Annotated in this window: 20 protein-coding genes; 11 read left to right on the forward strand and 9 right to left on the reverse strand. The window is 59.9% G+C overall.

Translation table 11 applies throughout. The features are described 5' to 3' along the window. Positions 1-100: 100 nt before the first annotated feature. Genes BLU24_RS24205 through BLU24_RS24225 form a run of 5 tightly spaced genes read right to left on the reverse strand, consistent with a single transcriptional unit; the run spans position 101 to position 3,141 of the window. Positions 101-406: an STAS domain-containing protein gene (locus BLU24_RS24205; protein ID WP_093104669.1), complete on the reverse strand. Its 306-nt coding sequence runs from the start codon at positions 404-406 to the stop codon at positions 101-103. Continuing rightward, positions 403-1,056 (reverse strand): MlaC/ttg2D family ABC transporter substrate-binding protein, encoded by a 654-nt coding sequence (locus BLU24_RS24210; protein WP_090281789.1) that lies wholly within the window; start codon positions 1,054-1,056, stop codon positions 403-405. Before BLU24_RS24210 ends, BLU24_RS24205 begins: the two co-directional genes overlap by 4 nt. Positions 1,057-1,067: 11 nt before the next feature. Next, positions 1,068-1,535: an outer membrane lipid asymmetry maintenance protein MlaD gene (mlaD, locus tag BLU24_RS24215; RefSeq protein ID WP_093104671.1), complete on the reverse strand. Its 468-nt coding sequence runs from the start codon at positions 1,533-1,535 to the stop codon at positions 1,068-1,070. Then, a complete protein-coding gene (mlaE, locus tag BLU24_RS24220; protein ID WP_090281787.1) occupies positions 1,535-2,332 on the reverse strand; it encodes a lipid asymmetry maintenance ABC transporter permease subunit MlaE in 798 nt (265 codons plus the stop codon). Before mlaE ends, mlaD begins: the two co-directional genes overlap by 1 nt. Continuing rightward, positions 2,332-3,141 carry an ATP-binding cassette domain-containing protein gene (locus BLU24_RS24225; protein WP_090281786.1) on the reverse strand — a complete coding sequence of 270 codons (810 nt, stop codon included), beginning with the start codon at positions 3,139-3,141 and terminating at the stop codon, positions 2,332-2,334. The genes mlaE and BLU24_RS24225 overlap by 1 nt, the downstream gene beginning before the upstream one ends. Before the next feature lie 275 nt (positions 3,142-3,416). Between BLU24_RS24225 and BLU24_RS24230 the strand changes: the two genes are divergently transcribed. From BLU24_RS24230 to BLU24_RS24275, 10 genes are all read left to right on the forward strand, one after another. Continuing rightward, a complete protein-coding gene (locus BLU24_RS24230; protein ID WP_093104673.1) occupies positions 3,417-4,391 on the forward strand; it encodes a KpsF/GutQ family sugar-phosphate isomerase in 975 nt (324 codons plus the stop codon). Beyond that, positions 4,391-4,915, forward strand: a complete 525-nt coding sequence (locus BLU24_RS24235) for a KdsC family phosphatase (protein WP_090281784.1) — start codon at positions 4,391-4,393, stop codon at positions 4,913-4,915. Before BLU24_RS24230 ends, BLU24_RS24235 begins: the two co-directional genes overlap by 1 nt. Positions 4,916-4,923: 8 nt before the next feature. After that, a complete protein-coding gene (lptC, locus tag BLU24_RS24240) occupies positions 4,924-5,496 on the forward strand; it encodes an LPS export ABC transporter periplasmic protein LptC (RefSeq protein ID WP_090281783.1) in 573 nt (190 codons plus the stop codon). Then, complete coding sequence (lptA, locus tag BLU24_RS24245) at positions 5,483-6,028, forward strand: lipopolysaccharide transport periplasmic protein LptA (protein WP_090281782.1); 546 nt, start codon at positions 5,483-5,485, stop codon at positions 6,026-6,028. The genes lptC and lptA overlap by 14 nt, the downstream gene beginning before the upstream one ends. Further along, a complete protein-coding gene (gene lptB / locus BLU24_RS24250; RefSeq protein ID WP_008085069.1) occupies positions 6,028-6,753 on the forward strand; it encodes an LPS export ABC transporter ATP-binding protein in 726 nt (241 codons plus the stop codon). The genes lptA and lptB overlap by 1 nt, the downstream gene beginning before the upstream one ends. A 185-nt stretch (positions 6,754-6,938) precedes the next feature. Then, complete coding sequence (locus BLU24_RS24255) at positions 6,939-8,432, forward strand: RNA polymerase factor sigma-54 (protein WP_093104675.1); 1,494 nt, start codon at positions 6,939-6,941, stop codon at positions 8,430-8,432. Positions 8,433-8,505: 73 nt separating this feature from the next. Further along, positions 8,506-8,814 (forward strand): ribosome hibernation-promoting factor, HPF/YfiA family, encoded by a 309-nt coding sequence (gene hpf / locus BLU24_RS24260; RefSeq protein WP_090281780.1) that lies wholly within the window; start codon positions 8,506-8,508, stop codon positions 8,812-8,814. An 11-nt stretch (positions 8,815-8,825) separates the two neighbouring features. Next, positions 8,826-9,290 carry a PTS IIA-like nitrogen regulatory protein PtsN gene (ptsN, locus tag BLU24_RS24265; RefSeq protein WP_093104677.1) on the forward strand — a complete coding sequence of 155 codons (465 nt, stop codon included), beginning with the start codon at positions 8,826-8,828 and terminating at the stop codon, positions 9,288-9,290. A 2-nt stretch (positions 9,291-9,292) separates the two neighbouring features. Beyond that, a complete protein-coding gene (gene rapZ / locus BLU24_RS24270; protein WP_090281778.1) occupies positions 9,293-10,150 on the forward strand; it encodes an RNase adapter RapZ in 858 nt (285 codons plus the stop codon). Between the two features lie 15 nt (positions 10,151-10,165). Beyond that, positions 10,166-10,441 carry an HPr family phosphocarrier protein gene (locus tag BLU24_RS24275; protein WP_090281777.1) on the forward strand — a complete coding sequence of 92 codons (276 nt, stop codon included), beginning with the start codon at positions 10,166-10,168 and terminating at the stop codon, positions 10,439-10,441. Between the two features lie 35 nt (positions 10,442-10,476). Here the strand turns inward: BLU24_RS24275 and BLU24_RS24280 are convergent, their stop codons facing one another. From BLU24_RS24280 to pmbA, 4 genes are all read right to left on the reverse strand, one after another. Further along, positions 10,477-11,370, reverse strand: a complete 894-nt coding sequence (locus BLU24_RS24280; protein WP_093104679.1) for a ZIP family metal transporter — start codon at positions 11,368-11,370, stop codon at positions 10,477-10,479. A 31-nt stretch (positions 11,371-11,401) separates the two neighbouring features. After that, on the reverse strand, positions 11,402-12,013 hold the full coding sequence (locus BLU24_RS24285) for a superoxide dismutase (protein ID WP_093104680.1): 612 nt from the start codon (positions 12,011-12,013) through the stop codon (positions 11,402-11,404). A gap of 1 nt (position 12,014) precedes the next feature. After that, complete coding sequence (locus BLU24_RS24290; protein ID WP_090281774.1) at positions 12,015-12,455, reverse strand: hypothetical protein; 441 nt, start codon at positions 12,453-12,455, stop codon at positions 12,015-12,017. A 232-nt stretch (positions 12,456-12,687) separates the two neighbouring features. Then, the gene (gene pmbA, locus BLU24_RS24295; protein WP_172833296.1) at positions 12,688-14,040 is read right to left on the reverse strand and encodes a metalloprotease PmbA; all 1,353 of its coding nucleotides are present in this window, start codon (positions 14,038-14,040) and stop codon (positions 12,688-12,690) included. A gap of 102 nt (positions 14,041-14,142) precedes the next feature. On the opposite strand from pmbA, the gene yjgA reads away from it, so the two are divergent. Beyond that, complete coding sequence (yjgA, locus tag BLU24_RS24300; protein ID WP_090281772.1) at positions 14,143-14,667, forward strand: ribosome biogenesis factor YjgA; 525 nt, start codon at positions 14,143-14,145, stop codon at positions 14,665-14,667. The last annotated feature ends 8 nt before the right edge of the window (positions 14,668-14,675 follow it).

Raw genomic sequence — 14,675 nt, forward strand, 5'->3', positions numbered from 1 at the left:
CGCCCTGTGCGCACGGGTCGGACATCATACAAAAAAGCCCCGCGCCTGCGAACCCCGCAATGCAGGACTCTGACGGGGGGCTTTTGTTGCCGATGCGGAATCAGTGTGCCGCGAACAGCTCGGTCAATTCGCTGACCTCGGCAATTTCGCGCATGTCTTCCGGCATGGCGCGGATGCTGACGGCCTTGCCGGCCGCCTGCGCATCGCGCATGAAGCACAGCAGCAACGACAGACCGACGCTGCTGGACTTCTTCACCGCCGAGCAATCGATGACCAACGAGCTTGCCTTGCTCGACTTGATCAGCGCCTGGCCTTCCCTTCTCAGGTCCGGCCCGGTGCGATAGTCCAGCACGCCACTGAGCAGAAGCTCATCGACATCACTCATACGCACTGCCGCCTCACTCATTGCGCTGGCTTCGCAGCAGCTTTGTCGGTTTCCTGCTTGGCCTTGGCCACTTCACCGGCCCAACCATCGATGGTCTTGTCCAGATCGTTGCCATTGCGCTGCATCGCGTCAGCGAACTGATCACGGAACAGCTTGCCGATGTTGATGCCGTTGATGATCACGTTGCGCAGTTTCCACTCGCCGCCGATCTTCTCAAGCGTGTACTGCACTGGATAGATCGCGCCATTGCTGCCCTTGACGGTCATGTTGACGCTGGTGCGGTCGCCCGATTCGTCTTTGGCCGGGTCAACAGTGATGCCCTGGTTGTTGTATTCCAGCAGAGCGTTGCCATAGAACTGGAACAGGCCGCGCTTGAAGTTTTCCTGAAAGCGCTGCATCTGCGCAGGCGTAGCCTTGCGCGAATACTTGACGGTCATGATGCTCTTGGAGATGCCCTCGGCATCCACCACCGGGCCGACAATGTTGTTCAGCGCCGCATAGAAATCCTGCGGATCCTGCTTGTACTTCTCTTTGTTGGCCTGCAGGTCGGCAAGCATCCGGTTGGTGGTGTCCTGAATCAGATCGTGTGCGGATTGCCCAGGTGCCGCGTTAGCCAGCAGTGGCAGTGCCGCGAGCAACACCAACAGGCCACGTCGCAAGGTAGAGATCATTCAAAAGCTCCTCATTTGGCGTCTTTGCTAACGGTATTGAGCAGGAATTTACCGATCAGGTCTTCCAGTACCAGAGACGACTGCGTGTCGTGGATGGTTCCGCCATCCTTCAACTGGGTGTCTTCGCCGCCGACGCTGATACCGATGTATTTCTCGCCCAGCAGACCCGCGGTAAGGATAGACGCTGTGGAATCGACAGGCAGGTTGTCGACCTTCTTGTCCACTTGCAGCGTGACCCGACCGGTGAAGCTGTCGCGATCCAGATCGATGGCCGTGACCTTGCCGATGGTCACACCGGCCATGGTCACTTTGGCTCTGACCGTCAAACCGGCGATATTGTCGAAATACGCATAAAGTTTATAAGTGTCGGTGGACGCAGTCGGAGACAGGCCACTGACCCGCAAGGCGAGCAGCAGCAAAGCCAGGATCCCTGCCAGCAGGAACAGGCCGACACCGATTTCCAGGGTGCGGTTTTGCATCAGAAATCTCCAAACATCAAAGCGGTCAGAATAAAGTCCAGACCCAGCACTGCCAGCGAGGCAAACACTACGGTCTTGGTGGTGGCACGACTGATCCCCTCGGAAGTGGGCTCACAGTCATAGCCTTGGAATACGGCGATCCAGGTGACGACAAAGGCGAAAACGATGCTTTTGATGATGCCGTTGAGCACATCACTGGTGAAGGTCACGCTGTTCTGCATGTTCGCCCAATACGAGCCTTCATACACACCCAGCCAGTCGACGGCCACCCACGAACCGCCCCAGATGCCCACCACGCTGAAAATCATCGCCAGCACCGGGAGGGAAATGAAACCGGCCCACAGACGCGGGGCAATGATGTACTTGAGCGGGTCGACGCCGATCATTTCCAGGCTCGACAGTTGCTCGGTCGACTTCATGTTGCCGATCTCTGCGGTCAATGCCGAACCGGCGCGCCCGGCGAACAACAGCGCGGTCACCACTGGCCCCAGTTCACGTAACAGGGTCAGGGCGACCATCTGCCCGACTGCCTGCTCCGAGCCGTAGCTCGACAGGATGCTGAAGCCCTGCAACGCCAGGACCATGCCGATGAAAATCCCCGAAACGACGATGATCACCAGCGACATGACGCCGACTGAATGCAGTTGTTTGACCAGCAGGCTGAAACCGCCGCTGATGCCGCCGCGTCCCAGCAGGGCATGAAACAGGAAAAGCGTGGCGCGCCCGAACACCGCAACGGCGTCGATCGCCGTTTCGCCGAATCGGCGCACGCGCTCTATCAATGAAATTCTGCGCATCAGCGCTTCCCCAGAAGATCTGCGCGGTAATCCGTCGCTGGAAAATGGTACGGCACCGGGCCATCGGGATCGCCGGTCATGAACTGCCGGATCCGTGGTTCGTCCGAGTTCATCAACTCGTCCGGAGTCCCCTGCCCCAAGACCTGGCCGTCACCGACTATATAAAGGTAGTCGGCGATGCTCGCGGTCTCGGCCAGATCGTGCGACACCACGATACTGGTGATGCCCAGCGCATCGTTGAGCAGACGGATCAGGCGGACCAGCACGCCCATGGCAATCGGGTCCTGGCCGACGAACGGTTCGTCGTACATGAGGATCTGCGGATCCAGGGCAATCGCCCGGGCCAGCGCGACGCGACGCTTCATGCCGCCCGACAGCTCGTCCGGCATCAGCTCGATGGCTCCGCGCAGACCGACCGCCTGCAATTTCAGCAGGACGATGTCGCGGATCATCTCTTCCGGCAATTCGGTATGCACGCGCAGGGGGAAAGCCACGTTCTCGAACACATCGAGATCGGTGAACAGCGCGCCGCTCTGAAACAGCACGCCCATGTGCTTTCGCGCATCGAACAGATCACTGCGCGACAGGGTCGGCAGGTTCTGGCCGTTGACCCAGACTTCGCCGCTGGCGGGGCGCAACTGGGCGCCCATCAACCGCAGCAGCGTGGTCTTGCCACACCCGGAAGGCCCCATGATGCCGGTGACCTTGCCGCGCGGGATGCGGATATCGACGTTATTGAAAATGCTGCGCGCACCGCGCTTGAAGGAGACTCCCTTCAGCTCGACCGCGTAGGCGTTATCGGCACTCATCTAAACTCCTTGCGATGCAGCCTCTCACTCGGACGCCTGTCTTTGGTTAAAAAGTACATACATCCCGGGCAGGCCGAACTGGCGGCGAACTATATCACTGCAACGGCCGCGCGCCCAAGGCTTGTGCCAGCCCGTATTCAGCGATGTGACAGGTCTGCAGCGGCTTTTTCCGGCTTTTGGTAACGAGGAATGACAAAGCACGACGAACTTGCGTGAGGCTTTGCAACATAACCGCTATAATCGCCGCCTTTTCATCGGGCTATACGATTTCTGACATGAGCCAATCCAGCGACCTGATTCAATCGGCACAACGCACCATCCGCCTCGAAATGGAAGCCGTACAAGGCTTGCTGCCCCATATCGACGCCGATTTCGTACGCGCTTGCGAGATGATTCTGGCCAGTAAAGGCCGTGTAGTCGTGGTCGGCATGGGCAAGTCCGGGCACGTTGGCAACAAGATCGCCGCGACCCTGGCCAGCACCGGCACCCCGGCTTTTTTTGTCCACCCGGCCGAAGCCAGTCACGGCGACATGGGCATGATCACCCGCGATGACGTGATTCTGGCCCTTTCGAACTCCGGATCGACCAACGAAATCGTCACCCTGCTGCCGTTGATCAAACGCCTGGGCATCCAGCTGATCAGCGTCACCGGCAACCCGCAATCGCCATTGGCCAAGGCAGCCGAGGTCAATCTCAACGTGCACGTCGAGCATGAAGCTTGCCCGCTGAACCTGGCACCGACCTCTTCGACCACCGCGGCACTGGTCATGGGCGATGCCCTCGCCGTGGCGCTGCTGGAAGCCCGCGGCTTCACCGCCGAAGATTTCGCCTTTTCTCATCCGGGCGGCGCCCTCGGCCGTCGCTTGCTGCTGAAAGTCGAAAACGTCATGCACGCCGGCCAGGAGCTGCCTCAGGTGCAACGCGGCACGCTGCTCAAGGACGCGCTGATGGAAATGACCCGCAAGGGTCTGGGCATGACCGTCATTCTGGAAGCCGACGGCAAACTCGCCGGCATCTTTACTGACGGCGATTTGCGCCGCACCCTGGATCGCGCCATCGACATTCGCAGCGCCACCATCGACCAGGTCATGACCGCGCACGGCAAAACCGCGCGCCCGGAAATGCTGGCTGCCGAAGCCCTGAAAATCATGGAAGATTATCGAATCAACGCACTGGTGGTCGTCGATGAGGAGGACCGCCCGGTCGGCGCCTTCAACCTCTCCGATCTGCTGCGCGCAGGAGTCATGTAATGAGCAACGAACTGCTGCAACGCGGCAAAGCAATCAAACTGGCGGTTTTCGATGTCGACGGCGTCCTCACCGACGGGCGCCTGTACTTCCTGGAAGACGGCAGCGAATTCAAGACTTTCAACACCCTCGACGGCCAGGGCATCAAGATGCTGATGAACGCCGGCGTGGAAACTGCCATCATCAGCGGTCGCAAGACTCCGGTGGTTGAGCGTCGAGCGAAAAACCTCGGCATCCCGCACCTGTTTCAGGGCCGCGAAGACAAACTGGTGGTGCTCGACGGCCTGCTCGAGCAACTGGGCCTAAGCTATGAACAGGTTGCCTACCTCGGTGACGACCTGCCTGATCTGCCGGTGATCCGCCGCGTCGGTCTGGGCATGGCCGTGGCCAACGCCGCCGACTTCGTCCGCGAACACGCCCACGGCGTGACCCGCGCCCGTGGCGGCGAAGGTGCCGCCCGCGAATTCTGCGAATTGATCCTGCGCGCCCAGGGCCGCCTCGATGCGGCCAATGCCGCGTACCTGTGAGCCAAGCCATGTTCAGTAAAAAATTTCGCACCTTCCTGCTGTTCGGCTGCATCGCGGCGATTTTCGCCGCGGTCGGCTACTGGAACATCAGCCCGGAACGCTTTCTCGACAAGCCGCCGGTCTCGACCGCCGAGAATCCGATCGACTGGTACGCGACCAATACGCATACCATTCAGTACCTGCCCGACGGCAAGGTGCAATACGAGATGACCTCGGACAAGGCCGAACACGTCAAGGCCACCGACATCACGTTGGTGACCAAACCCGACCTGAACATGTATCGCGGCACGGACTTTCCGTGGCACGTGACCAGTGAGCGCGGCGAAGTGAATTCCGGCGGCACCGAAGTGGAACTGATCGACTCTGTGCGCGTGAAGCGCACCGACGAAAAGAAACGCGACACCCTGATCACCAGCACCCGCATGACCGTGTTCCCGCAGCAGGAATATGCGCAGACCGCGCAACCCGTTAGAATCGAGGGCGCTGGCGGTGTGTCGACTGGCGTCGGAATGAAAGCGTACCTGAAGGACAGCAGGATACACCTGCAATCGAACGTAAGAGGACAGTATGAGGCTCGTTAAAACCCTCCCTATTTTGCTCAGTCTGGGCGCAGCACTGGGAAGCGTGAGCGCCTGGGCTCTGCCGAACGATCAGCAGCAACCTATCCGCATTCAGGCCGACGACGCCCAACTGGACGACAAGAACGGCATCGCGACCTACAAAGGTGATGTGATCATCACTCAGGGCTCGATGATCGTTAAAGGCAACACGGTGACCATCACCCGCACTCAGGCCGGTGACATCGATGTGGTGACTTCGGTCGGCAACCTGGCCTACTTCGAACAGCTGCAGACCGCCGGCGACACCAAGCCTGTACAAGGCTGGGGCGTGACGATCCAGTACCACGCCGCGCAGAATCGCGTCGTCCTGATCGACAAGGCCAAAGTGGTCGACAAGGACAACAACACGACGCAAGGCGAGAAAATCGTCTATGACACCGTGAAGAAACTCGCCAGCGCCGGTCGCGCTACCGGCAGCAAGGTCACCGAGGCGCGTCCGCGCATCGACATGGTGATCCAGCCGAAGAAGAAAACCGACGAGAAAACCCAGTAATGGCAACTCTGAAAGCTCAGCACCTGGCCAAGGCCTACAAAAGCCGCCAGGTCGTGCGGGACGTCAGTCTGTCGATCGACAGCGGCCAGATCGTCGGCCTGCTCGGCCCGAACGGCGCCGGCAAGACGACCTGCTTCTACATGATCGTCGGTCTGGTGCAGGCCGATCAGGGTCGCGTGCTGATCGACGATCTGGACGTCAGCCACCAGCCAATGCACGGCCGCGCCAAAGCCGGCATCGGCTATCTGCCGCAAGAAGCGTCGATCTTCCGCAAACTGTCGGTGGCCGACAACATCATGGCCATCCTCGAGACCCGTCAGGAACTCGACAAGGCCGGTCGCCGCAAAGAGCTGGAGAGCCTGCTGCAGGAATTCCACATCAGCCACATTCGCGACAACCTCGGCATGAGCCTGTCGGGTGGTGAGCGCCGCCGGGTGGAAATCGCCCGCGCCCTGGCCACCGCACCGAAATTCATCCTGCTCGACGAGCCGTTCGCCGGTGTCGACCCGATCTCGGTTGGCGACATCAAGCAGATCATTCACCATCTCAAGGCCAAAGGCATCGGTGTGCTGATCACCGACCACAACGTGCGTGAGACGCTGGATATCTGCGAAACCGCTTACATTGTCAACGACGGTCAATTGATCGCCGAAGGTGACGCCGAGACTATCCTGGCCAACGATCTGGTGAAGGAAGTGTATCTGGGTCACGAGTTCCGCCTGTAAGCGCGAGCTGTTCGACAAGCTGCGCGGGTGCTGTATCGATCAAGCCGTTTTTTATAGCGCTTAATTGTTACAGCGCTCTAGGCAAACACTTCAGTTTCAGGCATATAATTTGCTTAAGTTTGGCGCTTCGGCGCCCTGTAGTGGATGGCGCATAGCGCCGGCGAATAAGGTGTTAAGCCCCTGCCATGAAACCATCGCTAGTCTTGAGAATGGGCCAGCAGCTGACGATGACACCGCAGCTGCAACAGGCCATCCGCCTGCTCCAATTGTCGACCCTGGATCTGCAACAGGAAATCCAGGAGGCTCTGGAATCCAACCCGATGCTCGAACGCCAGGAAGAAGGCGACGACTTCGACAATTCCGATCCGCTGGCCGACAACGTCGAGCAAAAGCCCAACACCGACATTCAGGAACCTTCTTACCAGGAAGCCGCGCCGACGGTAGACAACCTCGACGATGGCGAATGGAGCGAGCGCATCCCCAACGAGCTTCCGGTAGACACGGCCTGGGAGGATGTTTACCAGACCAGCGCCAGCAGTCTGCCGAGCAGCGATGATGACGAGTGGGATTTCACCACCCGCACTTCCGTCGGCGAAAGCCTGCAGAGCCATTTGCTCTGGCAGTTGAACCTCGCACCGATGTCCGACACCGATCGCCTGATCGCCGTGACCCTGATCGATTGCATCAACAATCAGGGCTACCTGGACGAAACCCTCGAAGAAATCCTCGACGCCTTCGACCCGGAACTGGACATTGAACTGGACGAAATCGAAGCCGTCCTGCACCGCATCCAGCAGTTCGAGCCCGCGGGCATCGGCGCACGCAACCTCAGCGAATGCCTGCTGTTGCAACTGCGCCAGTTGTCGGCAAAAACGCCATGGCTGGCAGAGGCCAAACGCCTGGTCAGCGACTATATCGACCTGCTTGGCGGCCGCGACTACAGTCAGCTGATGCGGCGCATGAAACTCAAGGAAGACGAGCTGCGCCAGGTCATCGAACTGGTGCAGAGCCTCAATCCGCGACCGGGTTCGCAGATCGAGTCCACCGAAGCCGAATACGTCATACCTGACGTCATCGTGCGCAAGGACAACGAGCGCTGGCTGGTCGAGCTGAACCAGGAATCGGTACCGCGTCTACGCGTCAACGCTCAGTACGCCGGTTTCGTAAAACGCGCCGACACCAGCGCCGACAACACCTTCATGCGCAATCAGCTTCAGGAAGCTCGCTGGTTCATCAAAAGCCTGCAGAGCCGCAACGAAACGCTGATGAAAGTCGCCACGCAGATCGTCGAGCATCAGCGCGGCTTCCTGGAGTACGGCGACGAAGCCATGAAACCGCTGGTCCTGCATGACATCGCCGAGGCGGTGGGCATGCACGAATCGACGATTTCCCGAGTGACCACACAAAAATTCATGCATACCCCGCGCGGTATTTATGAGCTGAAATACTTTTTCTCCAGCCACGTGAGTACCTCCGAAGGCGGCGAATGCTCGTCCACGGCGATCCGCGCGATCATCAAGAAACTGGTTGCCGCGGAAAATCAGAAAAAGCCGTTGAGTGACAGCAAGATCGCTGGTTTACTGGAGGCACAAGGCATTCAGGTGGCTCGCCGCACCGTCGCCAAGTACCGCGAATCCCTCGGAATCGCGCCTTCGAGCGAACGCAAGCGGTTGATGTAAGCCACGTTACAGCGTTCCAGTGGCAGGCTTTTCGGCCTGCCGCTTTATGCACTGGCAACGAAGGAGAAGCTGTATGCAAGTCAACATCAGTGGACACCAACTGGAAGTGACCGAACCTCTGCGCACCTACATCGGCGAGAAACTCGACCGGCTGGAGCGGCATTTCGACAAGATCACCAACGTGCAAGTCATATTGAATGTCGAGAAGCTCAAGCAGAAAATCGAAGCCACGTTGCATATTCCCGGCGGAGAAGTAGTCGCCAATGCCGAGCACGACGACATGTATGCCGCCATTGACCTGCTGACCGACAAGCTGGATCGCCAACTCAAAAAGCATAAGGAAAAGACCCAGAGCCTCCTCCAGGGCGCGACCGGTCGTTAACACCCTCATCCATGATCCGACTTGAAACCATCCTGACCCCCGGCCGTTCCCAAGTGAACGCGCCGGGCGGCAGCAAGAAAAAAGCCCTCGAACAGATTGCCAACCTGATCCACCGCGAAGTGCCGGATCTGGCGATGCAGGATGTCTTCGAGGCGTTGGTCGCCCGTGAAAAACTCGGTTCCACCGGTTTTGGCAACGGCATCGCCATCCCCCACTGCCGCCTCAAGGGTTGCGACGCGCCGATCAGTGCGCTGATGCACCTTGAAGCCCCGATCGATTTCGACGCGATCGATGGCGCCCCGGTAGACCTGCTGTTCGTGCTGCTGGTCCCGGAAGCTGCTACCGATGCACACCTGGAACTGCTGCGCCAGATCGCCAGCATGCTCGATCGCAAGGAAGTGCGTGAAAGACTGCGCAGCGCACCGAGCAACGAAGCCTTGTACCAGGTTGTACTGGACGAGCAGAACGGGCATTAATCATGCGCTTGATCATCGTCAGTGGCCGCTCGGGCTCGGGCAAGAGTACCGCGCTGAATGTCCTTGAGGACAACGGCTACTACTGCATCGACAACCTCCCGGCCGGTTTGCTGCCGGAACTGGCCGAACGTGCGCTGATCCACACCGAACTGGCGCAGCCGCTCGTCGCGGTGTCGATCGATGCACGCAATCTGCCGAGTCATCTGTCGCGTTTCCCCGAATTGCTCGAAGTGGTGCGTGCCAAGCATATCCAGTGCGATGTGCTGTACCTGGACGCCGACGAAGAGACCCTGCTCAAGCGTTTTTCCGAGACGCGCCGGCGCCATCCGTTGAGCAACGCCAATCGTTCACTGGCCGAGGCGATTCACGATGAAACCGCCCTGCTCGGCCCGATCGCCGACCTGGCTGACTTGAAGATCAACACCACCCATCTCAACCTGTACCAGCTGCGCGACACTTTGAAGTTGCGCCTGCTGAATCAGCCTGAGCCGGGTACGGCGTTTCTGGTCGAATCATTCGGTTTCAAGCGCGGCATGCCGGTGGATGCGGATCTGGTCTTCGACGTTCGCTGCCTGCCCAATCCGTACTGGAAGCCGGAGTTGCGCGAGCAGTCCGGTCTCGACGCACCGGTTGCCGAGTATCTGGCGCAACAGCCGGATGTCGAGGAAATGTACCAGGACATCTACGCCTACCTGCACAAGTGGCTGCCGCGCTTTGCTGCCAGTAATCGCGCCTATGTGACCGTTGCCATTGGCTGTACCGGCGGGCATCACCGCTCCGTCTACCTGACCGAACGTCTGGGTCAGGCCCTGCAGAAAACCTTGAAAAACGTCCAGGTCCGCCACCGCGACCTCACCTAAAGGATCCACACCGCGATGCCTGCTCGTGAAATCGAAATCATCAACAAACTCGGTTTGCATGCCCGAGCGTCTGCCAAGTTTGTCGGCGTGGCGGGCAAGTTTCCGGAGACTACGATCAGAGTAGGCCGTACACCCGAGACCACGGTCGATGGTAAAAGCATCATGGCGATGATGATGCTCGCGGCAGGCAAGGGCACCAAAATTCATTTGAGCACCGAAGGCGAACAAGCCGAGGAAGCCATGGACGCCTTGGTGGCGCTGATCAACAACTACTTCGATGAGGGTGAATAAGCCTTTTGCGACGGAGCATTCCTCGTCGCGACAACTCAACCCAACGCGGTATCCATCACCATCATCAGACAAAACCCGATCAGCAAACCCAGACTCGCGAGTTTGTCATGACCATGGCGTCGCGACTCCGGGATCACTTCGTGGGTCACCACCAGCAACATCGCCCCGGCCGCCAGCGCCAGCCCCAATGGCAGCAACATCTGCGCGAGGCTGACCAGCCACGCGCAAAGCAGTGCAAACACCGGTTCGACGAGACCTGACGCCGCGCCGATCAGAAACGCCCTCACCCGTGACATCCCCGCCCCGACCAATACCAGTGCGATCACCAGACCTTCCGGCACATCCTGCAAAGCGATGCCCATGGCCAGGCTGTCGGCATCCGGCATGCCGCCGCCGGCGGACACGCCGACGGCCATGCCTTCCGGAATGTTGTGAGCAATGATGGCAAAAACGAACAGCCAGATCCGCGGCGGGATCACCGGGCGCTCGAGGGTGCCAACGAGCATTTCAGGAGAAGCGCCGGAAACCTTGCGATCGACCAGATACAGGCCAAACGCGCCGAGCAGGATGCCGAAGCAGATCAGGCCACTGGCGCCCCAAGGGGTCAGACCGAGACCTTCGGCGGCCGCGATGCCCGGCACGATCAGCGAAAACGCGGTTGCCGCCAGCATCACCCCGGCGCCAAACCCCAGCAAGGTGTCGCTGAGCGCCTGCGGCATCCGCCGGATGACCAGCACCGGCACCGCGCCAAGCGCCGTGCCGAGCGCGCACAGAGCACCGCCCTGCAATGCACGCAGCAGGCGCGGTTCCAGATTCAGCCATTGCAGCCCGTGAGCGACCAGCAAGGTCATGCCCGCCAACAGCAACAGCGATCCCACTGCGTAACGAAACATTCGCCCACTGCCAGTCGCCAGTGTCTCCGTGCCCATAATCTGCCCTGGATGTTTTTTTATAGAAGGCTTAAACCAGTGCGGCCTGATAGCGCGCCGCGACTTCGGGCCAATTGATCACGTTGTAAAACGCGTTGATGTATTCCGGGCGGCGGTTCTGGTAGCGCAGGTAGTAGGCGTGCTCCCAGACATCGAGACCGAGAATCGGCGTGTTGCCGTTCATCAGCGGGCTGTCCTGATTGCCGCTGCTTTCGACGATCAGTTTCTTCTCCGGGGTGACGCTGAGCCAGGCCCAGCCACTCCCGAAACGGGTCAGCGCCGCTTTGGTGAACGCTTCCTTGAAACTGTCGAGCCCACCCAGTTGCTCATCGATAGCCTTGGCCAGCGCGCCATCCGGTTTGCCGCCACCGCCTGGCACCATGACTTCCCAGAACAGCGAGTGGTTGGCGTGACCGCCGCCCTGGTTGATCACCGCCGCCCGCAGTTTTTCCGGGAGTTGCTGGACGCTGGCGACCAGTTTCTCCACCGGCCACTCGGCATATTCCGTACCTTCTACGGCAGCGTTGAGGTTGTTGATGTACGTCTGGTGATGCTTGGTGTAGTGGATTTCCATGGTCTGCGCATCGATATGCGGTTCCAGGGCATCGTAGGCATAAGGCAAGACAGGCAAGGTAAAAGCCATTTCAGTGGACTCCATAGTGGTGTGAAGCAGGCGCGCGGCGTGCATTGCCGGTATCCGGGTGCAGCAGGCGTTGGGTGCGCGGGTATTCGCCGTGCTCGCTGATGAAATTCAGCAGCTCGACGTAGGTCTTGCTGCTTTGACGCAATGCTGCTTCCCGCAGGGCTGGGCGCAGCCGTTCGTCCTGCATGGTCTGCAGCAGCCGCTGATGGATGGCGCACATATATTCGGCACTCTCCTCGGGCTGATTCAGACGCAGGTGCAGATCCGCGAGGTTGTGGTGGGAGATGACGCAAGCCGCCACCGCTTCGTCGGCGTCCGCCCAGCGCTCGAACAACACTTGCGCCAGGGCCAGCGCTTGCAGGTAAGCCTCACGGGCGTCGATCAATTCGCCGAGCATGAAGCAGCGATTGGCCCGTTCGATCGTGCGTTTCCAGTGCTCCATGGTGAGCCTCCAAAGCGATTGCGGGGTTTACACGCCGCCGGCGGTGAGCTTGCAAGGGTTGAGTAGCTCTTCCAACGACCAGATGGGATTGATTATTAAATGATAATAAGACGCAACACAAGCGTGTCAGCTATGGAGATGCTCGCTCCCACAACGGGTCTGTGGCGAGAGCAATAAAAAAGGCGCGTCATCCAGTGCGGATGACGCGCCTTTTCGCTTAGCGGACCGGGGTTTAGCTACCCGCGACGGTCATCCGCTCGATCAACACCGAACCGGTGCGAATGTTGCTGCGCAGCTCCAGATCATTACCGACGGCAACGATCTGCTTGAACATGTCGCGCATGTTGCCGGCGATGGTCACTTCCTGCACGGCGAACTGAATTTCACCGTTCTCGACCCAGAAACCTGCCGCGCCACGCGAGTAATCGCCGGTGACCATGTTCAGACCATGGCCCATCAGCTCGGTGACCAGCAGTCCGCGGCCCATGCGTTTCAACAGCGCCGCCTGGTCTTCATCGCCATGGGTGACGAACAGGTTGTGCACGCCACCCGCGTTTGCCGTGCTCGGCATACCCAGTTTACGGCCGGAATAAGTACCGAGAATGTAGGAGACCAATTCGCCGTTCTCGACGAACGGTTTGGCATAGGTCGCCAGACCGTCGCCGTCATACGAAGCGCTGCCCATGGCGCGCATCAGATGCGGACGCTCATCGATGGTCATCCACTCCGGGAACAGCTTCTGGCCCAGCGTGCCTTCGAGGAAGGACGATTTGCGATACAGACTGCCGCCGGACACCGCCGAGAGAAAGCTGCCGAACAGACCACCCGCCAGCTCGGCAGAAAACAGCACCGGAACCTCGCAAGTCGGCACCGGACGCGCGCCAAGACGGCTCGCCGCCCGTTGCGCGGCTTTTTGGCCGATGCTCACCGGGTCGGCCAGCAGCGTGCCCTGACGATTGACGTCATACCAGTAATCACGCTGCATCTGCCCGTCAGCCTCGGCAATCATCACGCAACTCAGGCTATGCCGGGTCGAAGCGTAACCGCCGATGAAGCCGTGGCTGTTGCCGTACACGCGGCAGCCCTGATGGGTGCTGAGGGTGGTGCCGTCGGCGTTCTTGATGCGCGCGTCGGCATCGAATGCTGCCGCTTCACACAGCAAGGCCTTCTCGATCGCCTGCTCCGGAGTGATATCCCACTCATGGAACAGATCGAAATCGTGCTGCTCCCTGGCCATCAGCGCTGCATCGGCAAGGCCCGAGGCTTCGTCTTCGGAGGTGTGTCTGGCGATGGCCAGCGCGGCGGCGACGGTCTCACGAATGGCGTCCGGGCCTGTCGCCGAGGTGCTGGCCGAGCCCTTGCGCTGGCCGACGTACAAGGTGATGCCAAAGCCCTGATCACGGTTGAACTCGACCGTTTCGACTTCGCGCTGGCGCACCGACGTCGACAAACCCTGTTCCAGCGACACCGCCACTTCGCAGGCGCTGGCGCCCTGACGCTTGGCTTCGGCGATGATCTGCTCGACCTGTTCCTGCAGTGCCGGCAATGCCTGCGGGCCGACGCTTTGAACTGCACTCATGCTCATCTCCACTCAAATTCTGCTTTCGGCTGGGGCCATCGAGCGACCGGGCCGGACAAGCGGCCCCCGACTGGTTATCATGGCGGCGTTTCTTTGCGGACTGCCACCATGGTTGATTCTTACGACGACTCCCTCGATACGGGAGAAAAAAGCAAATCTCAGGTCAAACGCGAGCTGCATGCTCTGGTTGACCTCGGCGAGCGCCTGACCACACTCAAGCCTGACTTGATCGCAAAACTGCCATTGACCGACGCCCTGCGCCGGGCGCTGGCCGATGCGCCCAAGCACACCGCGAACATCGCGCGTAAACGGCACCTGCAGTTCATCGGCAAGCTGATGCGCGATCAGGACACTGACGCGATTCTGACCTTGCTCGATCAACTCGATGCCTCGACCCGCCAGTACAACGAGCGTTTCCACAATCTCGAACGCTGGCGCGACCGCCTGATCGGCGGCGATGACGCCGTGCTGGAGAAATTCGTCGTCGAGTACCCGGACGCCGATCGCCAGCAATTGCGTTCCCTGATCCGTCAGGCTCAGCACGAGGTTGCGCAAAACAAACCTCCTGCTTCCAGCCGCAAGATCTTCAAGTACATCCGTGAGCTGGACGAAACTCAACGCGGCCTGCGCTGATCTTCGCC

It is taken from the genome of Pseudomonas sp. Z003-0.4C(8344-21), from assembly GCF_900104975.1.
Taxonomy (GTDB): Bacteria; Pseudomonadota; Gammaproteobacteria; order Pseudomonadales; family Pseudomonadaceae; genus Aquipseudomonas; species Aquipseudomonas granadensis.